The following is a 19,877-nucleotide window of genomic DNA, read 5'->3' as shown; positions in this document are numbered from 1 at the left end:
CGGATCGATCACGCAACCTTCCAGATCGAAGTCGCGGAGAACTCCGACTGCGATCTCAAACCCGATGGCGTCATTTGAATCGGAAACCGGAATGAATTGACAATTAGCGTCAATTAATTGACTGCCAGAGTCAATTTGAACGGCTCCAATAGTGACCGAGAATAAACAGAGCTGCGTCAAATGCGGATTTTGCCATTTTGTGGCAATTGAAAATCGATTGGTGACTTGACTTCGCCACTTTCAAAAACCAACTTCCCCCGCATGAACGGTGCAGTGCAAATCATTCGCGAACATGAAGGCGGCGGACGCTCGCGCCGCGCGAATGTGTTGGCCCGCGCCAATCGGTTTGCCAGGGCGCTTCTGGTCGTCTTTCTGGTGTTTGCCGGTTCTCCCGTGGCGGCATCGCACGTCAAGGCGCACTACGCATCTGACAATCAAACTCAGCTGTCGTTGGCTATGATCGCCGATGCCGTGGAAAGCGATGCTGACACAAACGCGCCCCCTCTTGGCGGAGGCGAGCAGCATGCGTGCAGCTGCCCGTGCCTTGATCCCTTTCCAACAAGGTCACACTACGTCTCCGCGTTTCTCGAGGGCACGCGTGTGCGTTACCCCTCCTATCTCGATGCCCTCAAACTCTCCTACCATCCCGACCCTGTCCGCAAACCGCCCCGGTTAGGCGCACGCGCCTAAGCGCACGCGTGGTGAACAGCATCACGCCAACAATCTCCCATCGACTATGAATATTGAAGCTCGACGTGCGCCTCTCAAGCGCTCCGTTCGGCATGGATTGTCAGTCTCATGAAGCGACTTGGTTTTGCTGGCTCCCTTCTCATCGGGGTGTTTGCGGGTGCGTACTTTTTTCATACGGAGGGCTTCCCGACGAAGCTAAGGGATGTCTTGGGACTGGACTCCCGAGCTGAGCCCGCGCCGGCTTCGTCGATCATCGCGCGCCGGGTAGTGGCGCGTTTCATTGTATTCTCCAATGAAGGTGAAGGCCTCGCGCGCGCGCGTTGGCCTAGCTAATAATCGCAAGATCCTCGGTAACGATCCGGGCGGTGCGGCGAGAGCCGTTAACGAAGCGCTTGCGTTCGGCGAGGAAACCGCCTTGGCAGCAATTCAACGAGTCAGGTGGCGCGCGGCGATATCCTCTTCAAGCATTTTCGCCGTGATGTTGGACACGTCCGTCATTAGCCGACGCCAAAGCTCCTTTTTGGCGACTGCTCTTCGCCCCTTGGGGCTTTGTTCATGCACCACCTTTCGGGCCTCCCGCTCGCCCCTCAGCATGGCGGGGCCATTACGCGTTTCCACGAACTGGGCGACGATCTCCGCAACGAGTTTGTCAATTAAGTCGCTTATCTCAGGGGCGATCTCGGGTTTCGATTTTGTTGTCGTCATTTTTGATCACTTTTCAGCAAGCCGACGGAGGTGCTCGGCTAAAGCGGGGTTCGATTTCATCAGCTCGAATTGGCCACTGAGGTTCCAGTTTGGGCCCTTCTCGAAGGGGTTTCTGATTGCCGGAGGCGGTAAGACCTGGCGTTCGATCTGATCGAGACCGACGCGCCTGCGATATTCACTGTAGAGCTTCACGACTTTCTCCTCTGAGTTCGGCGCCGATGATCGTACCGGCGGGGGGGGTGTTGAAGATCGAGTAGGTCGTCGAGCGAGAAGACCCGCTCAAACGATGCTTGAATCTCGGGTGGCGGAGTGTGAGCGATCGGCAGGACAGCGATCGTTGCCACTCGGGTCGAACGCATCGAGCGCACTCTCGCAAGGAGGCGCGCGAGCGCCATCAGTTGTATGGGCGTCATGCCAACCTCATGCGTCTGAGTTGTAGTCACTCCCGCGGGGGCCGGTTCATCCGTTCGGAAGCCGAGAGCAATCCAAGACCCGGGACTTAGCCTTGGAGAGAGCCAATAAGTTGGGCTCGCCGGCTTTCAACATACGCCTCGCGTCCTTCGCGAGCGGCTGCACGATATTTCTGAGCAAACAGTGCGTCGCGTCTGATCCACGACCTGACGCCGGATTCGCTCACGCCGGCGGCAATTGCAGCAACCCTCACCGGATGACCTCGCATAATAGCAGCGAGTACGACGATCTCGGATTGGACGTCTCGGCGAAGGCGCGGTGCTCGGCGGGGCGGTGGCAGCTGGGCAAGTAAGGCCTGAAGGGTCATGGCGTCTCCTAATCGGCCTCCCGGCGAAGGCGTGCGGCAAGATCCGGATCTTCGCGGATGAGTTGCATCTGTTTAGTCAGATTGAACGAGGCTCGGCTGAAGGGATTATCCCGCAGAACAACCGGCGATTTCTTCGCGACCGCATCAGCGAAGAACTTCGACGTATCTTCGCTTCGGCGCAGATCGGAAACGTAGGTGTCGCGATCGACCCATCTGCCGTTCACGTCGTATTCGACATCCCGCCCGTTTTCTGCAACGCGCCCGACGGCTGCCATGTTGTCGGCGAGGAGGCGCGACGACGATGCGCCGGACCGGGTGATCGCGTCTTCGGCATCTTGCCGAACGATTTTCGAGTGTGCCTGTTTGAGTTTGACCTCGGAGTCTGCAAGCGCTTTCTTGGTCGCGCGCAGCAGCTCGTCGGTCCCGATTGAGAGGGACATGGAATCTCCTGAATGTGATGGAGGGTTTATCGCTCGAAATCAGCGCGCTGACGGGAGTTGGCGTGCTCAGCACACACTTCCATCAACAAGTTGAGAATGACGCCAGCGCTCGACTTGAGTCAGCAATCGGCATGCGCATCGAGAGAACTGCTCTTCAGAAGAAGGGCAATCGCTGCGCTAAGCCAAGTTGTTTTATGGGAGGTTTTTCCGAGAGATGTCTAAGACACAACACTCCGCAGTGTAGTAAAAACGTACGCACGTATGGCACTTTCGTCAACACGTTAAGCGCGGTGAAAGTCAGCATACGGCGCATTCAGCGCGAAGTGTGACTCGAAAGACTCGCAATTCTGAATGCGATACGCACGCGGAGTAATTCACGCCTCGCTTCATCGCGTGTAGATTCTTGTGCTGCTGGATGCACCCACGGATTGACGAAATCCGAGACGCGCCTTATCGGTCGTAGCAAGCCGTGATCACTCGCATCACGCCTAGTATTCGGTGCTGCGTCGTACTGCTCGTATCAGTTTCTCAGTGACAGTCGAACGACAGGAAAAGGGTGCGCGTCAACGCACCCTTTATCAGCAACACGAATATTGGGAGTCGCGTTTCGCGCGACAGAATTTCTATGAATCATCAACAACGCCATGTCAACGGCGAACCGGAGTCGGTGCAAGATCTTCTTGCGCTCGTTGAAGAACTTCGCGCGACATTGAAGACGCTCGGAATTGCGGTCTTCGATTCCGATCTTGATCGTCCTCATATCCAGCTGCTCATTCTCATCTACGAGTCCGGCAAATCGTGCTGGAAAAAGTGGTCCACCCTCGCAGAAGAGGCCCAGAGACGCTCGTCGACCCCGGATAGGAGCGCGAAACCGCGCACCGACAAGACGATCCGGAACAATCTTTCCGTCCTTCACAGCACCGGCTATGTGCGCAGCTTCGAGGCCGAAACGCCGGAAGCCGGCGGCGTTACGCTCATGCATCATCAGATCGTGCATCGGGTGCGGCTTGAACGGCTAGCTGAAGATATCGAACGTGAACTGCCGAAAGTCGTCGACCTGTTTGCGTCCCGCAATAGCAGGATCAAGCGTCCCGCAGTGGCGGGACAATCCCGCAATGGCGGGAACAGCGGGACCCGTATTCCTCCCTCTTACTCTCCGAGTAAGAGGGAGGGGCGGAACGCGCGTAACCGCGCATCTCCCCCCTCGCTGGCCGACGCGCTTATCGCGGACGGCCATCTGGTGGATGATGGCTTTGGTTTGAGCCCGAGTGTGGCGTTGAAGACGTGGCTGTCTGAACGGCACCCGGGCGTCGACGTCTCTGCGGCGGTCGCTGATGTCCTAGTTGACGTGATGAAAGTGCCGGGTAAGCAGAATGTTCGCGACGTGCTGCGGCGGATCGATCTTCAATGCCGTCAGAAGGCAGGTAAACGCCCAACCGCTCCAACGCCGGGAGAAGGTCCGACGCCGCCTGCGTCCGCGCCGGAAGTCCGCATGCTGCAACACGGCGAGTATCGGCTCCTGCTACCGATCGAACATTGGCGCCGTGTCAATGCCGAGCTAGCAGCCGAGCCCTCATGGGCCGAAAAGAACAGGATCTGCGCCGAGGCTCAGAGGCTCCAGGTTACAGGGGCGTACGCATGAGCACCACCAGCGCAACTAATCGGGAAATCCCGCTCAAAACGCTCGAGCCGAACAACACCGATGCAGAAGCCGCAATCCTGGGCTCGTGCCTTGCTTCACCGCGTTCTTTCGATCGTCTGCAGGGTGCGATCGAGAAAGTCGACTTCTACGAGGTCGTCTATGCCGACACCTGGGTCGCCATGCTCGATATGGCGAAGAACAATCGCCGCGCCGATCTCATCACGCTGGCGCCGCTGCTCAAAGACCGCAAGGTCGGCGAGGTCCTTGCGATCGAGCATTTGCAGCTGCTCGTCGAAATGTACTCAGGTAAAGGCCGGCTCTCGAACGACGACCTGGACGCATACATTAGCGAATTGCACCGCTACGCTACCCAGCGCTTGATTGCGCAGGCTGGACGCGATCTTACGGATAAAGCCCTCGGTATCGAGCCCGACATCTCTGATCTCGCCACAGGGGCTTTCTCGGCTGTCGACTTCGCGATCGCGCGGGCTCGTACGAAAAACACCTGGGGCAAGGCGGCAGATTTTGCAAGGCAGGCGCTCAGGGATTTTCTCGATCCCAATACTCCGGCCGGTATCTCAACAGGTCTGAAGGATCTCGATGCGATTTCCGGGGGGCTTCATCGCGGAGAGATGAGTATTGTCGGCGGCAGGCCCGGACAGGGCAAGACAACGGTGGCCACGCAACTCGCGCTCAACGCGGCAGGCAGCGGTGTAGGCGCTTTGGTGATCTCACTGGAGATGGGCAATGCGCAGCTCATGCAAAGAGCGTTATCGAACCTCGCTTTCAGGCGCGATAGGGAGCCGATCCCTTACTCGCTTTTTCGCACGGACAAAATTGCCAGTCCCGAGAAGCGAAAGATCGGCGAGGCCGAGGTCGAGCGACTGCAGAACTCCATTACTGCGTTGGAGGCGATGCCGCTTTTCCTCGAGGACAAAGCTGGACTCACGCTCGCAGAGATCGCCGGGATCGTGCGCAAAACTCGTGCGCACTGCGACAAGCAGGGTATTGGCCTCGGGCTCGTTGTCGTCGACCACATCGGACTTGCGCTTCCGACCGACAGATACAAAGGCAGCAAAGTCAACGAAGTCTCAGAGCTGACTGCTGGTCTTAAGCGTCTCGCCAAGTCTCTCGACGTTCATGTCATGGCTCTGCAGCAGCTTTCGCGCGAAGTCGAAAAGCGGGATGAGAAACGCCCTCAGCTCTCGGACCTTCGAGACAGTGGGAGCAGCGAGCAAGACGCTGACGTCGTGCTGTTTCCCTTCAGGGAAGCGTACTACCTCGAGCAGCAGAATCCCGACGATCCTATCAGCCGACAGAAACGCGACGACCGGCTTTTCGAGGTGAAGAATCGTATCGAAATCAATTTCGGCAAGAACCGCTCGGGCAGTGTCGGCGGCGCTGTTTTCGAAACGCATATGGACTGCTCGTTAGTTCGCGACCTCCCGAAATAGAATAGGACATCCGTCATGACTCAACATCTCAACCACCTCCCGCGTCACTACCTTGGAAAGTCTCCGATCGTCTGCAACGCCATCCTCTCGGCGCTTCGCAGCGGGAAAAACATCACCACTGCGGCCCGCATTGTGGGGCTCGCGCGGTCGACCATTCTCGTTTGGCGGAAGGCCGATCCAGAGTTCGATCGCGCCGTCAGTCTTGCGAAGGAGGACGGCATTGCGAAGGTGGTCGCGGATCGGCTGCGGGGCATAGATCATGAAACCTAGGGTGTCCCAACGGACAGCTGAAAAAGCCATCGGGCTGCTCGCTGAGCGGATGTATGAGCGCCATGGCATTCCCAAGCAGACGGAGTTGCCGGAGGCGACGGCACTCGCTCTGGCACGCGGCGATCACGTCGCCGCTTCCTTGTCCGATGACATTCGCCTGATGACGATGGCCGCCGGACTTGGGGGCGGCAGTGGTCGGAATGGTGCGGATCAAGACACCCTGGAAGCGCTCAAGCTTCTCGCCGTGATGGACGGGCTCGCGGAAGCGAAATTTCCTCCGAGGCCACTCCAAGCTCCCGCCGTGAAATCCGAAGATGACTGGAAGAAGAGCAGGGGCCCGTATCGCAAAACCCGTTTGAAGCAATCGGGTCTGAGAGCGGAGGCACGAGGCCTCATCGCATCCAGCGCGATTTTCCTGATTGGGCCCGAGGAAGGCCCGGTCCGGATCGGCGTTTCGAAGCAGCCGATGGATCAGCTGCGCCTGATGAACCGGCACTGCCTGCTGACGTCGTATATCGGGTTCGAAGGGTACGCGGCTTCGAACGCGAAAGCCCAGCGCACCATGCGTGAGGTGATCGAGTACGCGAAAGACCGGGGCCTTCGGCACCCCGTCAAAACCGACGTTCTGATGCTGCCGATGGGGACGGCGATCGAAGTTGTCATGCGCGTCGCCGCGCAGATCGGCATCGCATTGCTCAGTAAAGAAGAAAAAACCCGGACCATTGCCGAGTTCGAAAAAACCGAATGGCAGCGCGAGGACCAGGCATTCGACCTTGGTGGATGAGAACCGACGCGGCCCGCGAGTTGCGTGGGACCGTGGACTTGTGAGACAATGCGCTGGCGGAGGAGAAACATGCAAACTGAAGGGGCAGCGTCTCAGGTCCACGGCTACGTTATGGCCGTTGCATCCGAAACGATCCGGAACCAAATGCGTGCCCGCGATCCCTCAGTGCACGCGAACATGGTGTCGGCGGCACTCTCTACCCTTTCCACTGCGCCGCAGGCGAAGCCAAAAGCGAGCTTGCACGCCGATGATATCGTGCGCGGTGACCGCTTTATGTGCATCAAAGAGCTGTGCCACAAGGTCGGCATGGGCAAGTCGACAATCTACCGCTGGATTGACGACGGACAATTTCCGGAAGGCGTCAAACTCGCATCCCAGATGGTCCGCTGGCGGGAAAGCGTGATCGACGCTTGGATGGCTTCTCTTAGTTCCGACGCCCGTTGAGCAGGTCCGATGCCGGCGGCAAGCCTTCGAGCAGGATGGCGGCCCACTCATTCGCAATTTCGCGCCTAAGCTCCATGTGTTCGGCACGATTATACGCCGCTTCCACGGCGTCCTCGGGCAGGTGCGCAAGCATCAGGTCGATGACGGCTTTATCATGCCGGCGACGTTCGTTCATGATAGTTGAAAAGGTCGAACGCCATCCGTGGGGAACGTGCTTCCTTGAATATCCCGCCCGCTTGAGAAGGAATGAGAGGGCGTTCTCCGACATCGGCTTTCGAATATGTCGGTCGTTCGGGAAGAGGAATGGAGATTGCCCAGTGAGCGGCTTCAGTACTTCCAGTATTTCGACCGCGTCAGGTGAGAGCGGCACGAGGTGATCGTGGGCTTCGTCGTCTTTGAATGCCTTTTTCAGCTTCATTCTTGCCGCCGGAATGCGCCACACTGGTTTGTCTGGATCGAGGCTGCCTAATTCGTCCCAAAGAGTCGCTGCGAGTGTCCCCGGACGTACGGCGGTAAGCGCCAGGAACCGCATAGCCAGCTTCGTCACCGGACTAGCCGGGATCGATGCTGTAGAGACCAGAACTTGTCGGGCTTCGTCGAGCGACTTTACAGCGGGCTGGCGCCCCTTCGGCGGCAGAGGTGCAAGCGCCTGCTTGACGATCGCTGCCGGATTAACGTCGCAACGACCGCCCGCAACCGCGAAGCCAAAGACCATGGACACGCGCTGTTGTATACGGTGAGCAGTTTCAATCGCAGAGCGCGCCTCAACTTTGCGCAGCGCCTCAATCACCATCGCTGGAGTGATATCGCGGAGAGGCTTGTTGCCAAGCGTCGGGAACACATCCTTCTCGAGGCTATCCAGGACGTTCCCCGCGTGAACATCCGTCCACCTCGCCTTCGTAATGGTGTGCCACTCGCGGGCGACCCTCTCGAAGTTGTCGGCCGCATTGCGAGCCTGAGCTGCTCGATCATCGCTCTGAACGCTTGCCGGATTTCGCCCATCGCGAAGCGCCTGACGAGCCCGAGCATGCCGCCCCCTCGCCTCAGCAAGCGACAGTCCAGGATACTCCCCGAGGGTTAGCGTTCTCGGCTTGCCACCAAACCGATAGCGAAACCGCCAAAGCCTCGACCCCGCCGGCGACACATACAGTGACAAACCCCGGCCGTCGGCGAGATAGTATGGCGAGGCTTTGGGCTTCGCATTTCTAGCCTTTGCATCCGTCAAAAGATCGACTGCCACCCAGCGCCCCCGATTACACAAATCCTGGAACCGATTACATACGGATTACACGGAAAGGGAAGACGGCCCGGGATAAGGCGGGACTGCGCGGGACAAGAAACCTGCGGAAAACCCTGATTTTGTTGGGATCGGGAGGCCGTCCGGGACTGCCTGGGACGAGCAGTTGGTGGAGAGGGCTGGATTCGAACCAGCGTAGGCGAAGCCAACGGATTTACAGTCCGTCCCCTTTAGCCACTCGGGCACCTCTCCCCAGGGCCGTACGTCGGCGCCAGAAATGAAAGCGCCCTGCCAACCGGGCAGGGCCTTTGGACGCGTTATCTTCATGGGGGCCTTTCCTGTCAATCGGAAAAGCGGCAATGTGCTCTTGCGCCCCCATCATAGGCCGGGCAAGGACAGAATCCCCCATGAACGGGGAGAACCGCACTAGCTTTCGAGGCCAAGCCCTGCAGAAACCACGTTTTAACAAGCCGTGGCGCGACAAGAAGCGCTCCAGCGGGTTTCCATCGCGCGGGACAAATGCGCCCGCCCACCCCGGCTCCCAGCGCTCCCGAGGCGGTGATCGTCATAACGAGGATGACGGCCCGATCCGGCTCTTCGGCCTGCACCCCGTCGAAGCCGCCCTGAGGAACCCCGCGCGGCGGGTGTTGCGCCTGCTATTGACCGAAAACGCCGAGCACCGCCTGCGTGAATCCCTCGGCGAGATCGCGCCCCCGATCGAGCAAGTCACTCCGCGCGATCTCGATAAGTTGTTAGGCTCCGATGCCGTGCATCAGGGCGCGGCACTCGAAACCGAGCCCCTACCCGAACCGGACTGGCAGGACCTCGCGGAATCGTCCAACGGCCGTCCGCTCATCGTCCTCGACCAGGTCACCGATCCGCACAATGTCGGCGCTATCCTGAGATCGTCCGCCGTGTTCGGCGCCAGCGGCCTCGTCATGACCCGACGGCACAGTCCGCCGCTGAATGGCGTCCTGGCGAAATCCGCGTCCGGGGCGCTCGAACTCGTCCCTGTGGCTCTCGTCTCCAATCTGTCCCGCGCGCTCGATGAACTTAAGGACGCAGGCTTCACCATCGTCGGCCTCGACGGCCAGGGGGAGCAAACCATCGAAGCTCTCGATTGGTCGCGACCGACGGCTATCGTCATGGGATCTGAGGGCAAGGGGCTGCGCGAGTTGACGCGTAAAACCTGCGATTGTTTGGCCCGCATCACAACGGACGACACCATCGCAAGCCTCAACGTCTCCAATGCCGCTGCGATCGCATTGCATACCGCCCTTCTCGCGCGCAAAGGCGGCAACGCCTAGCCGGCCGACATCTCGTCGAATACAAAGCGCCCGGACCGTCTGAGGCGATCCGGGCGTGAAATTTTTCACTGAGTTCTAGGACGTAGCTTTAAAAACGTCAGCCCTAGCTCACCAGTCTCCGCGGCGATGTCCGCCGTAGTGACGGCGATGCCATTCGACGTGATAATAGCGACGCTCCGGCGCACCCCAAGCACCATAGTACGGCGGCAAGCGCAATTTGGATCGGCGGATAAGGCGCCCGCCCCACTCACCCGAGTTGTAGTAGGGATAATAGCCCCTCGGCGAATAATGATACGAATAATACTGCTCGAGCGCATCGTTGCGGCGATATTCGCGATCCCGAAGGTCTGGCCTGTTCAGATCGAAAGCCGACGCCGATCCGGCGACCGCTAGGGCCGCCGCCGCGATCGCGGTGAGCGTCATCAGAGACCTAAAGCGCATTGGCAGAACTCCTGCGAGGGTCTGGGCAGAGCACGACTATGCCCTGCAAAAGAATATCAGAATCGTTGCACGAGAATATCTTAAGTTTGCTTGAAGGGCACCTCGCGATGCCTTCCCGTCGCCAAATTTTTTCAACCCGTTACATCTCTGCCAAACAGATGCGGCATGACAGAAATATGCCAGACATCGGTCCGCTTGAGATCGCGGCAGGGTCGGAACCTGGGTTGCACGAATAGCCGGCTAGTGACGGAACCAAAATCAGTTTACCGCGTTCAGTTACGTTACGGGAAATCGGAATACAAACGGAGGTTGTTTTGCGCTTAAAAGCCATCGCGCTGATCGCAGTCATGACCGGAGGCTTTGCCTCCGCAGCATCGGCGATGACTGTCACAAAGCCCGCGGGCCTAGCAGCTCAGTCGGCGTTGCAGCAGGTCGACTACAAAGATCACAAAGGGAAGAAGTCTTATCATAAGCGACAGAAATACCGCGCGGGCGGCCGTTACAACAAGGCCCCGGGCAACTGGCACCGCTATAACAATCGTCCCGGTGACTGGCAGCGCCGCGGTTGCATCGTCGTAGGCCCGATCTGGTGGTGTCCGTGAGGCACGAGCGATAAGCAACACCCTTATTGGACGAAGGCTTAAGTCGGCGAATTCGGGGAGTGGGGGCTTGCCTCCGCTCCCACTTTGTTACTGCCACTATTGCCGCTTACCAGACCGAGCAGGCCGCCCGCAAGGTTGACAACGACGGGCTGATCGGCAAGGACTTGCCGCGATCGCAAGGTTCAGAGTCCGAACTCAATCTGCCGCATCGCAGTCTCTTATGCCGGCTTAGCACAGTGGTAGTGCACCTGATTTGTAATCAGGGGGTCGTAGGTTCAAATCCTACAGCCGGCACCAATGAAATCCGTGCGCCGTCCGGCGGAGTTGGCGAACGATCGGATGTGACGCCGGCCAAGTCTCAATTCACCATGTCCCCGGCCGACAAACTCCCTAGATTGCGAGCTTCCCGGATTTCGCCGCTGCGTATCGATCACCGACGACTTTCCAATTTACGACGTTCCACCACGCTTTCAAATAATCGGCGCGTTTGTTCTGGTACTTCAGATAATACGCGTGTTCCCAAACGTCGTTGCCCATGAGAACACGGTCACCGTCCATCAGAGGCGTATCTTGATTGGGCTTCGGCATGAGCCCCAGCTTGCCGTCCTTGTCGACCGTCACGAACACCCAGCCCGAACCGAAGACTTTCGTCCCCGCAGTATTGAACTGCAGTTGGAGTTTATCGACGCCTCCGAAATCGCGGTCGATCGCGGCTTTAAGATCGCCGTCGGGCCCCGCCCCGCCCGGCGCTCCCATGATCTCCCAGAACATGCTGTGATTGGCATGGCCGCCACCGTTGTTGCGGACCGTCATCCGTATGCTTTCGGGGACATCGGCGAGCTTCGCAAGCAACGCCTCCAGCGGGAGTTCCGAAAGTTGCGAATAGTCCTTTAGCGCCGCGTTGAGATTCTTGACGTAGGCAGCGTGATGCTTGTCGTGGTGAAGCTCCATGGTTACGGCATCGATGTCGGGTTCGAGCGCCGCGAAAGCGTAAGGCAGCGACGGCAGTTTGAACGGCCCCCCGGACGGCTCGGTCTGAGCGAACGCCCGGACGGCCGTGGAGGACGAAACGGCCGCGACGACCGAGGCCGCACGCGCCGTCTTGAGAAACGATCGTCGATCGAGGCTCGTCATAATGAAGCTCCTTGGGTCACATCGCTTCTAGGCATTGCCTGAAAATGTAGATCCGGATTTGGAAATCACCAGCGAGAACGCATAAGAATGATCAATTGAGCCACACCGGATGCGCCGCAACCGCCGCGCTCGGCGCAAGGCATATGACGCCGTCCATTCCAGACGGATCGTCAAAGCTATTGCGCGTGATCGTGCTTCATCTCGGAGTCGTCCATTTTCATGCTGCTGTGATCGGCATCGGAACTGCTCATTGCTCCGAGCGATTCCACTTGGAAGGCGACGTCGATCGTGCCGGCCTTCGCGAACGTCAGCGCGCCCTTGATCTTCGGTCCCTGCGCGATCGGCGCTTTCAAGCCGACGAACATCAGATGATTTGCACCGGGATTGAATTTCACTGTCTCGCCCGGCTTGATCTCCAGCCCATCTTTGAGTTGCCGCATCATCATCTTGTCGCCATCCATCTTCATCTCGTGGATTTCGATATGATCAGCGCCTTCGAACGTGCCACCTGTGAGCGTGTCGGCTTCTTTACCGTTGTTCGTGATCGTCAGATATCCAACTCCGACGGCCGCACCCGGAGCGGTCGCCCGCGCCCAGGGATGACCGACGACGATGCCGTTCTTCTCGAACTTGTGAGCAGACACGTGCTCGCTGAACACAACTAGCAGCGCCAATGCCGCCATCAACTGTTTCATCTTTTCTTCTCCACTTTGAACTCTATGAATATTTCCAAATGCGAAAAGCGGCAATCAGCAGCGAAGTACGACGGGCCTCACCTCTAGCCCAAGCCGCGATTACGCGATGCCGCGAACGCGCCCGCAGATGCGCCAAAAATGACGAAACCCAGTAGAACCCCAAGCGGGTTAAAGGCAACGCTCGCCCATTCCGGCATGATGACTTGCGCCGTATTGAATGGTTCGAAGCTGTTGCTGCAGATCTCAAGGGCGATGGCATCCTGCAACATAGCCAAATTGATTTCGTCAGTGAGAGCATCCGCCCTGCTCCGCGTCTCCTCTGTCTTCCGAAGACGGTCGAGGAGCGCCTTGCTCGCCGCCAGATATGCGTGAGAGCACTCGTTAAAGGGATTGGCTTCGTCGGAAAGGCTCCCTGGAATCAGCCCCCACAGACAATAGGCGAATTGCAAATTGATGAAATTCTGTAGCGACCTCGCTTCGACGCCCGGTTGGATCTGCCGATTGGCAAGATCCAGAATCGCCGACCGGTACCGGATCATGATGTGAAGTTGACCGTGCGTGAGATTGGGTATCGAAATCCCCGAAGTTTGATCCGAACTTCTGACACTCCGATGAGCCTCGACGTTGAAGGATGAGGTCAGCGCCAGTCCGAAGATCATCAGGAAAATCGATGTGCCAGGGCAAATCTTTGCACCAAGCCATCCGAGAATGCTTTGTTTAACATCGTCCCAATCGACCACGGCGCTGCTCCGCTTGAACGCGACGAACAATCAACACGCAACCGCGGGAAAATCAACGCTTGCAATATGTAATCGATTGCCCACAACGAAGCGGCCGTCTCTCGTCTGGGGCAGGTCACGAGTTCTCGTCACCCTGGGGCTCGGGAAAACGCCGCAGCGCCAGCAAACGGCGAATATAATTCTCGACGATTTGCGGTTCGTAAGGCTTTTTCAGGTGCGGACCTTCCTCGCAAAGCCGCCCCGCAGCAGCCGACGCACTCTTCGGCGTGCCAGCCATGACGATTTTGATCTCCCGACGGTTCTTACGCAGCCACTGCGTCAATGTGAACGGACTCAACGCACCCTCAACTTCGACGGCGCTAAACACAACATCGACCGTTACAGGAGCTTGCTCGATAACGCGCAAGGCTTCATCGGTCGTCGCCGCCTCGACGACGCGGTACCCGCAGTCACGAAGATAGGCCGCAAGCGCCATCCGAACGAGCACTATGTCCTCAATCACGAGAACGCTTGTGAGATTTTGAGATTTTGCTTCCTGTTCAATCACTCCCTTCTAACGGCTGGGAGAACCGCCGTGTTCCGCTTTAGGCAGCAACTTTCGCACGCACCGCATTAAGTCATCGAGGCGAATTGGTTTCGCAAAACACGCATCGAATTCGTGCGGCATTCCGGAGTGAACCTCGCTCGATATGAGTACGATTTTGATCGAAGGAAATACTTTGCGGGTCCACTGGGCCAGGGCCATGCCGTCAACATTTCCCGGCATGCGGACATCGGTCAAGACCATCCCGATATCGTCGACGCTCGACAACAGCGTAATGGCTTCATCGCCACTGGCGGCCTCGATAACGGTATAATTTGCCTCGCGAAGCTCTTCCGCCAGATGCAGCCGGATCAGAACTTCATCTTCCACGACCAATATCGAACGCTGTGCCAAATTTTGGCCCATTGCTGCAGGCGGCGGTTCGATTTGATTTCTCCCTTGCCCCATACGACCCTAAATAGCGCCGAGCGAGTTTGGTTCCCGTTCGTAGAAGTAACTTTTCGATGAAACTTCACCAATGGCAACATGCGGCGTCCGAGAAGCAGGCGGGAACGCACGCCTCGCCTTGAAGTCTCGCTCGCGATGAAGCCAAAACGCGGCTCAAAACGCAAGCTGCTACCGAAGATCAAAAAGCTTCACGCGGCCAAAGCGAACACGCTATAGATAGCCGGCATCAGATGAGAGAAAGCGACACCCGCCCTTGGCACGAATTCTCATCGTCGAAGACGAAATTCTGATCGCTGAACTTCTGGCGATGTACATCGAAGATCTCGGCCACGAGGTCATTGGGCCTGCCACCACCATCGATCAAGCCTTGTCGATCTTGAGCGCGGACCGGCCGGAATACGCCTTCCTCGACTGCACGCTCGGTCAACAGGACAGCGCCCCGATTGCGGAAACTTTGGCAAAAGACAATGTGCCCTTCGCGTTCGCGACCGGCCGAGGCGTCGAAGCATTGCCCACCGACTTTAAAGCCCAGCCGATGATCTCGAAGCCTTATGCCTTTGAAGACGTCGAGCGCTTGCTCGCCGCGTTGACGTCATAGCGATCCATCAACGCCGCGATCGTCAAGCCAGTTCGTGAACGCTGAAGAGATTATTGGCGTCGGTCCAGACGCGCTCCGCCTGCCAGCCGGCCCTCGTCGCAAGATCGCGAAACTCCGCCACCTTGTATTTATAGGAGTTCTCCGTGTGGATGCTTTCGCCCTTTCGAAAATGAAAGATCCGTCCGCAAACTCTCACGTCTTGCTCACGCTCGCTCACAAGGTGCATTTCAATGCGGCCCTGTTCCGAATTGTAGATGGCCTTATGGACGAACGCGCGCTCGTCGAACGTGCCGCCAAGTTCGCGATTGATGCGCGACAGCAAATTCATGTTGAACGCCGCGGTCACGCCTGCTGCGTCGTCATAAGCTCTTGTCAGCGTCTGCTGGTCCTTCTTGAGATCGACGCCGATGATGAGCCGCCCGTCCTTACCCAACACACGCCTGAAGCTCGACAATAGGATCTCGGCCTCACGCGGCGCCAGGTTTCCGATCGTCGAACCCGGGAAAAATCCGACCGCACGTCTGCTCGCGAGATCGCGGGGCAAAGCGGTCAACCTCGAAAAATCCGCAACCAGCGGCCGCACCTCAAGCCCGGGATAACGCACGGCAAGGCGCATGACCGCGTCGGCAAGCGCCGTCTCCGATACATCGACCGGAACATAGACGATCCGCGCCGCGACCCTATCCAGCAGGATCTGCGTTTTTAAACTGGAGCCCGAACCAAACTCGATAAAAAGATCCCCATCGCGAAAGTCCTCGACTAGATCGCTGGCACATCCCCTCAGGATTTGAGCTTCGGTGCGTGTAGGATAATACTCGGGAAGCCGCGTAATTTCCTCAAAAAGAGCGCTCCCCCGCGCATCGTAAAAATAGCGGCACGGCAATTCCTTTTGCGCGCGCGACAAACCCTCGATGACGGAAATCGAAAATTCGCTATCGACTTTCGAGACGTCCGCGGGCAACCGCTCGAGGGTGGGAACATAACGCATCAGTCGATCTCCGCTGCGAGGCGCAAGCCGAGGAACTGCCAGCGCTGATGGGGATAGAAGAAATTGCGGTACGTGGGTCGCGAATGACCGGCCGGCGTTGCGCACGACGAGCCGCGCAGGACGTGCTGGCCAACCATGAACTTGCCGTTGTATTCGCCGATCGCCCCCTCCGGCGGGCGATAGCCCGGATAAGCCAGATAAGCGCTCGCAGTCCACTGCCAAACGTCGCCGAAGAGCTGCTTCGGTGAACCCGGCGCATCGGCCGATGTAGCCGCACTCGGGCGAAATACGCTGATGTCCCGCGACTGCGTCTCGGAATAGGCGTGGGCAACAGCCTCCCATTCGAATTCGGTCGGCAATCGCTTTCCCGCCCAGCGCGCAAACGCGTCAGCCTCGTAATAAGAGATGTGAGCAACCGGCTCTGCTGGCTCGATCGGCTGCAATCCCTGCAACGACATCTGCGACCATCCGCCATCCGCCTTCTCCCAATAGAGCGGCCCCTCCCAACTTTCGCGATTAACGGTCGCCCAACCGTCGGCAAGCCAGAGCGAAGGGGTCACATAGCCGCCGTCTTCGATGAACGAAAACCATTCGGAGTTCGTGACGAGCCTGTCCGCAAGCTTGAACGGCCGGATGAGCGCATCGTGCGACGGCAACTCGTTATCCCAGCAATAACCGTCGCTGGAATGACCGACAGGAAGAATGCCACCAGCGAAATCAACCCAGCCCAACGGCTGCAGGGGCGTAAGCTTATCCTGCCGCGGCGCGCGGGCTTGATAGGCGGGGCGCAAGGGGTTGGCCGCGAACAGCGCGAGAATATCGGTCAACAACAGCTCCTGATGCTGCTGCTCGTGATTGATCCCGATTTCGATGAGCCGCGCGATCTCGCCCTGCCGTGCAACGTCTTTGTCGACGAGACGGTGAAGCGCATCATCGACATGCGCGCGATACTCCAGAACGCGCGCGGCCGACGGACGCGTCAGCAATCCTCGCTTCGGGCGTGGATGGCGCGGTCCGAGCGCCTCGTAATAGGAATTGAAGCAGTAGTTAAAATCGTTGTCGAAGATCCGATAGCCATCGAGATGCGGCGCCAGCACAAAGTTCTCGAAAAACCACGTAACGTGCGCAAGGTGCCATTTCGTAGGGCTGGCATCGTCCGAGGCCTGCACCGTCATGTCTTCAGCCGACAGCGGTTTGGCAAGCGCCAGAGAATGCGCCCGGGTTTCGAACAACCGCGCGCCAAGGCCAGCTTCCGCCCTCCCTTGCTCACGCGAGGCCGTGCCCCCGCCACTCTGACCTCGTTCCGCATGATCGAAGGCCGTTTGGCCCGACGTCACAGGCATTCTCTCACCCGATCTCAACACACATATCCAAACCGCTTGCGACGTGGTTCGCGAAACGATCCAACCGATGATTGGTTCCAAGATATAAGCTAGGTCAGACGGTTATGTTACCCGGGCAGCTCACGTCTTCTTTCGGGCCGTTTCTTTCTCTTCACCGTATTTCATGCCCTCAAGCTTGATACCGTCGGGATCGAGGAAAAATACAGCGTAGTAGTCTTCGTAGTATACGTCGGCGGGGTCCACGATCGTTACATGGTGTTTTCGTAAATAGTCTTGGAGATCGTCGACGTCTTTTCTACTGCGCAACTGGAAGGCATAGTGATGCAGGCCGATGTCACCAGTGCGATGTTTATGTTCGCGCCCTTTCTCGTCGGCTTGACCAATCCAATACCTGGTTTTTCCATTCGTCCAGCCCATTGAGTCGTCGTATTCATCCAACACCTCGAGTCCGAGAAAGTCGAAGAGGCCGCTATAGAAATGTTTCGACCGGGGAAAATCGCTCACCCGGATCGAAATATGGTCAATGCCGACAAAACGCGCCATTAGCCGCTCCCTGACTCGAGCAACGCGATGTGCAGTCCACCCAATCGCGTGGCTGCAAACCCGGATCTGTGTCCAGCGTTCCGGATAGCGTGACGGCTTATTGGAAAGCAAATCCCACTTCGTCGCTGGCACTGTGAGATGCGCGGATCTGCGAAGTTTCAGCTTTCAGACGAGACCAAAGCGCGCATCACCGTCTCAAGCGTCGTCGGTCCTTTCACGATGCTTGACGGAGGGCCTTCGAAAGCTATCCAGCCCTCATTAAATCCGTCAAGCATCTGAATTCTCGGCAAGGGGTCCTTCATTCCCTGCGACTTGAACAGGGCGCCCCACGTCTCGCGTGGAACAGCTTCCGCACGCACCGGCCGCCGGAGAACGTCGGCAAAAGCCGCGGCCACGTCGTTCGGACTATATCGCCGCTCGGCTTCGAGTTCGACAATCCTCCGTCCCTCCCGGCGCTCCTGGATGAGCTTCGCCGCCAGATGTCCGATATCGACGGTCGCGATCATCGGAACCGTCCTGTCGAGAGGCTGCAGAAACGACGCGATAATGCCCGCGTCACGCGCTGAGGCGACGTCCCACGCGAAATTCTCCATAAACCAAGCCGGCCTGAGGAACGTCATCGGCACGGCGAGCTTGCCAAGTTCCTGTTCCATCAGTGTTCGCTGCGTCAGGAGATTGGGTTGATGCGCCTGTGCCCCGATCGTTGACAGACAGACGACACGCCCCGGACGGGCCGCTTCGAGACCTTCCTTAACTGCGTCGATCACCGCCAGCGCTTCGGGAAAGCCGGGCGATGGATCGAACTCGTTCGGCGGCAGGATGAACACGCCCTCCGCGCCCTTGAAAGCCTCGGCGAGCGCCGCGCCGTCTTCCATCGTCGCTATCGCCACCTCGCATCCCCTCGTCGCCCATTCGGCGCCCTTGGCGACGTCCCGCACCACGGCCCGAACCGGCTGCCCTGCATCGAGCAGTGCCCGGGCCATCGCGCCCCCGACCTGACCTGTAATTCCGGTGATCGCATACATGGTAAGTCCCCAAAATCGTTTGATGAAACGGAAGGTGCCACCTTGCGGGACTTGACTGAAGTGCGCTCTCGTCCAAATATTATTGCCGTGAAATCAACAATTGCGAGGCTACGATGCCGTTCGACGGACGTTTGCTCTCCGGCGTATCGGTTCTCGCAGCAGTCATCGAAGCCGGCAACTTTGCCCGCGCTGCCGATGCGCTCGGATTGACGACGTCGGGCGTCAGCCGCGCCATATCCCGGCTCGAAGCCCGGATCGGCACGCGGCTTCTCGACCGGACGACACGTTCCATCGCGCTCACCGACGAAGGCCGGCGATTTTATGAGCAAGTGAAGCCGAGCCTTGCCAACATCGAGGATGCGGCGACCGTCGCCTCCGGCTCGGCCAACATCGTACGCGGACGCCTGCGGGTGAATATCGACCCCGTCGTATCGCAGCTCATTCTGCCGGGACGGCTCGGCAAATTTCTCGATCTCTATCCGGAGTTGACGCTCGATTGCGTGACGCGCGAGCAGATCGGCGATCTCGTGGGCGACGGCATCGACGTTGCGATCCGCTTCGGAAATCTTCCGTCGTCAGCGCTGATCGCGCGCAAATTGGCGGATCTTCAAGTCATCACCGTTGCGGCACCAAGCTACGTGAAGCGATATGGCCGGCCACTTCATCCGAGTAATCTCGTCGGTCATGCCTGCATCGACTACCGCGATCCCGTGACCCGCCAATCCTTCGATTGGGAATTTCACAAGGGCCGGAAAATCCTGCCCGTCAAGACCAAGAGCCGTCTTCTGCTGAGCGACGCCGCAACGATGCTGACCGAATGCCTCGCCGGAACCGGCATCGCCCAGGTTTTCGCAGTCGTGGCCAAAGATCCTATCAAGAGCGGAAAACTGATTGAACTGTTCCCCGATTGGGCCGACGAACGATTTCCGCTCAACGCCTACTATCCCTCGCGCCATCACCCGGCCGCCAAGGTCCGCGCCTTCGTCGACTTCATCCTGAAAGCCGTTCGTTGAGAAACGGCATTGT

At 58.4% G+C, this 19,877-nt stretch carries 25 protein-coding genes and 2 tRNA genes; 11 read left to right on the top strand and 16 right to left on the bottom strand.

Annotation, left to right across the window (positions count from 1 at the left end):
- The coding region (locus WC811_RS19645; protein ID WP_372647126.1) for a hypothetical protein at positions 1-180 on the bottom strand (180 nt) is incomplete at its 3' end.
- A gap of 93 nt (positions 181-273) precedes the next feature.
- Between WC811_RS19645 and WC811_RS19640 the strand changes: the two genes are divergently transcribed.
- Positions 274-690, top strand: a complete 417-nt coding sequence (locus WC811_RS19640; protein ID WP_372647125.1) for a hypothetical protein — start codon at positions 274-276, stop codon at positions 688-690.
- Between the two features lie 426 nt (positions 691-1,116).
- Here the strand turns inward: WC811_RS19640 and WC811_RS19635 are convergent, their stop codons facing one another.
- The 3 genes from WC811_RS19635 to WC811_RS19625 all read right to left on the bottom strand — a co-directional run bounded on the left by WC811_RS19635 (position 1,117) and on the right by WC811_RS19625 (position 2,613).
- Positions 1,117-1,395, bottom strand: coding sequence for a hypothetical protein (locus tag WC811_RS19635; RefSeq protein ID WP_372647124.1), 279 nt, complete (start codon positions 1,393-1,395; stop codon positions 1,117-1,119).
- Between the two features lie 6 nt (positions 1,396-1,401).
- Positions 1,402-1,587 (bottom strand): hypothetical protein, encoded by a 186-nt coding sequence (locus WC811_RS19630; protein ID WP_372647123.1) that lies wholly within the window; start codon positions 1,585-1,587, stop codon positions 1,402-1,404.
- Between the two features lie 594 nt (positions 1,588-2,181).
- Positions 2,182-2,613 (bottom strand): hypothetical protein, encoded by a 432-nt coding sequence (locus WC811_RS19625; protein ID WP_372647122.1) that lies wholly within the window; start codon positions 2,611-2,613, stop codon positions 2,182-2,184.
- A 667-nt stretch (positions 2,614-3,280) separates the two neighbouring features.
- Between WC811_RS19625 and WC811_RS19620 the strand changes: the two genes are divergently transcribed.
- The 5 genes from WC811_RS19620 (at position 3,281) to WC811_RS19600 (ending at position 7,207) form a co-directional block, all read left to right on the top strand.
- Positions 3,281-4,255, top strand: a complete 975-nt coding sequence (locus WC811_RS19620) for a hypothetical protein (protein WP_372647121.1) — start codon at positions 3,281-3,283, stop codon at positions 4,253-4,255.
- Positions 4,252-5,709: a replicative DNA helicase gene (locus WC811_RS19615; protein WP_372647120.1), complete on the top strand. Its 1,458-nt coding sequence runs from the start codon at positions 4,252-4,254 to the stop codon at positions 5,707-5,709. The genes WC811_RS19620 and WC811_RS19615 overlap by 4 nt, the downstream gene beginning before the upstream one ends.
- A 15-nt stretch (positions 5,710-5,724) precedes the next feature.
- Entirely contained in the window at positions 5,725-5,979 is a 255-nt protein-coding gene (locus WC811_RS19610; protein ID WP_372647119.1) for a hypothetical protein, read from the top strand.
- A gap of 1 nt (position 5,980) precedes the next feature.
- Complete coding sequence (locus WC811_RS19605; protein ID WP_372647118.1) at positions 5,981-6,763, top strand: hypothetical protein; 783 nt, start codon at positions 5,981-5,983, stop codon at positions 6,761-6,763.
- Positions 6,764-6,832: 69 nt separating this feature from the next.
- Positions 6,833-7,207 (top strand): helix-turn-helix transcriptional regulator, encoded by a 375-nt coding sequence (locus WC811_RS19600; RefSeq protein WP_372647117.1) that lies wholly within the window; start codon positions 6,833-6,835, stop codon positions 7,205-7,207.
- Here the strand turns inward: WC811_RS19600 and WC811_RS19595 are convergent.
- Positions 7,188-8,447: a tyrosine-type recombinase/integrase gene (locus tag WC811_RS19595; RefSeq protein WP_372647116.1), complete on the bottom strand. Its 1,260-nt coding sequence runs from the start codon at positions 8,445-8,447 to the stop codon at positions 7,188-7,190. The genes WC811_RS19600 and WC811_RS19595 overlap by 20 nt on opposite strands.
- 164 nt (positions 8,448-8,611) lie before the next feature.
- Positions 8,612-8,696: transfer RNA gene (locus WC811_RS19590), tRNA-Tyr, on the bottom strand.
- Between the two features lie 155 nt (positions 8,697-8,851).
- Here WC811_RS19590 and rlmB point away from each other — a divergent pair.
- Positions 8,852-9,751, top strand: a complete 900-nt coding sequence (gene rlmB, locus WC811_RS19585; RefSeq protein ID WP_372647115.1) for a 23S rRNA (guanosine(2251)-2'-O)-methyltransferase RlmB — start codon at positions 8,852-8,854, stop codon at positions 9,749-9,751.
- Positions 9,752-9,859: 108 nt separating this feature from the next.
- On the opposite strand, the gene WC811_RS19580 is transcribed toward rlmB, so the two are convergent.
- Positions 9,860-10,192, bottom strand: coding sequence for a hypothetical protein (locus tag WC811_RS19580; RefSeq protein ID WP_372647114.1), 333 nt, complete (start codon positions 10,190-10,192; stop codon positions 9,860-9,862).
- 314 nt (positions 10,193-10,506) lie between these two features.
- Here WC811_RS19580 and WC811_RS19575 point away from each other — a divergent pair, with 314 nt between their 5' ends.
- Both WC811_RS19575 and WC811_RS19570 read left to right on the top strand, forming a co-directional pair.
- On the top strand, positions 10,507-10,794 hold the full coding sequence (locus WC811_RS19575; protein ID WP_372647113.1) for a hypothetical protein: 288 nt from the start codon (positions 10,507-10,509) through the stop codon (positions 10,792-10,794).
- 222 nt (positions 10,795-11,016) lie between these two features.
- Positions 11,017-11,091 (top strand) — tRNA-Thr (locus WC811_RS19570).
- Positions 11,092-11,184: 93 nt separating this feature from the next.
- Here the strand turns inward: WC811_RS19570 and WC811_RS19565 are convergent.
- The 5 genes from WC811_RS19565 to WC811_RS19545 all read right to left on the bottom strand — a co-directional run bounded on the left by WC811_RS19565 (position 11,185) and on the right by WC811_RS19545 (position 14,276).
- A complete protein-coding gene (locus tag WC811_RS19565) occupies positions 11,185-11,928 on the bottom strand; it encodes a superoxide dismutase (protein ID WP_372647112.1) in 744 nt (247 codons plus the stop codon).
- Between the two features lie 176 nt (positions 11,929-12,104).
- On the bottom strand, positions 12,105-12,623 hold the full coding sequence (locus WC811_RS19560; RefSeq protein ID WP_372647111.1) for a copper chaperone PCu(A)C: 519 nt from the start codon (positions 12,621-12,623) through the stop codon (positions 12,105-12,107).
- An 83-nt stretch (positions 12,624-12,706) separates the two neighbouring features.
- Positions 12,707-13,363 (bottom strand): hypothetical protein, encoded by a 657-nt coding sequence (locus WC811_RS19555; RefSeq protein WP_372647110.1) that lies wholly within the window; start codon positions 13,361-13,363, stop codon positions 12,707-12,709.
- 115 nt (positions 13,364-13,478) lie between these two features.
- Complete coding sequence (locus WC811_RS19550) at positions 13,479-13,865, bottom strand: two-component system response regulator (RefSeq protein WP_372647109.1); 387 nt, start codon at positions 13,863-13,865, stop codon at positions 13,479-13,481.
- A gap of 51 nt (positions 13,866-13,916) precedes the next feature.
- Entirely contained in the window at positions 13,917-14,276 is a 360-nt protein-coding gene (locus WC811_RS19545) for a response regulator (RefSeq protein ID WP_372647108.1), read from the bottom strand.
- Between the two features lie 331 nt (positions 14,277-14,607).
- On the opposite strand from WC811_RS19545, the gene WC811_RS19540 reads away from it, so the two are divergent.
- The gene (locus WC811_RS19540; protein ID WP_372647107.1) at positions 14,608-14,952 is read left to right on the top strand and encodes a response regulator; all 345 of its coding nucleotides are present in this window, start codon (positions 14,608-14,610) and stop codon (positions 14,950-14,952) included.
- 22 nt (positions 14,953-14,974) lie between these two features.
- On the opposite strand, the gene egtD is transcribed toward WC811_RS19540, so the two are convergent.
- From egtD to WC811_RS19520, 4 genes are all read right to left on the bottom strand, one after another.
- Positions 14,975-15,940, bottom strand: coding sequence for an L-histidine N(alpha)-methyltransferase (gene egtD, locus WC811_RS19535; protein WP_372647106.1), 966 nt, complete (start codon positions 15,938-15,940; stop codon positions 14,975-14,977).
- Positions 15,940-17,283 (bottom strand): ergothioneine biosynthesis protein EgtB, encoded by a 1,344-nt coding sequence (gene egtB / locus WC811_RS19530; protein ID WP_372647105.1) that lies wholly within the window; start codon positions 17,281-17,283, stop codon positions 15,940-15,942. The genes egtD and egtB overlap by 1 nt, the downstream gene beginning before the upstream one ends.
- A 120-nt stretch (positions 17,284-17,403) precedes the next feature.
- Positions 17,404-17,826 (bottom strand): VOC family protein, encoded by a 423-nt coding sequence (locus WC811_RS19525; protein WP_372647104.1) that lies wholly within the window; start codon positions 17,824-17,826, stop codon positions 17,404-17,406.
- A gap of 158 nt (positions 17,827-17,984) precedes the next feature.
- Complete coding sequence (locus WC811_RS19520) at positions 17,985-18,851, bottom strand: NmrA family NAD(P)-binding protein (RefSeq protein ID WP_372647103.1); 867 nt, start codon at positions 18,849-18,851, stop codon at positions 17,985-17,987.
- A 113-nt stretch (positions 18,852-18,964) separates the two neighbouring features.
- On the opposite strand from WC811_RS19520, the gene WC811_RS19515 reads away from it, so the two are divergent.
- Complete coding sequence (locus WC811_RS19515) at positions 18,965-19,864, top strand: LysR family transcriptional regulator (protein ID WP_372647102.1); 900 nt, start codon at positions 18,965-18,967, stop codon at positions 19,862-19,864.
- Positions 19,865-19,877: the final 13 nt, after the last annotated feature.

The organism is Hyphomicrobium sp., from assembly GCF_041659645.1.
Lineage (GTDB): Bacteria > Pseudomonadota > Alphaproteobacteria > Rhizobiales > Hyphomicrobiaceae > Hyphomicrobium_B.
Note: the sequence above shows the minus strand (reverse complement) of the source record. Positions and strands in the feature narration are given on the sequence as shown.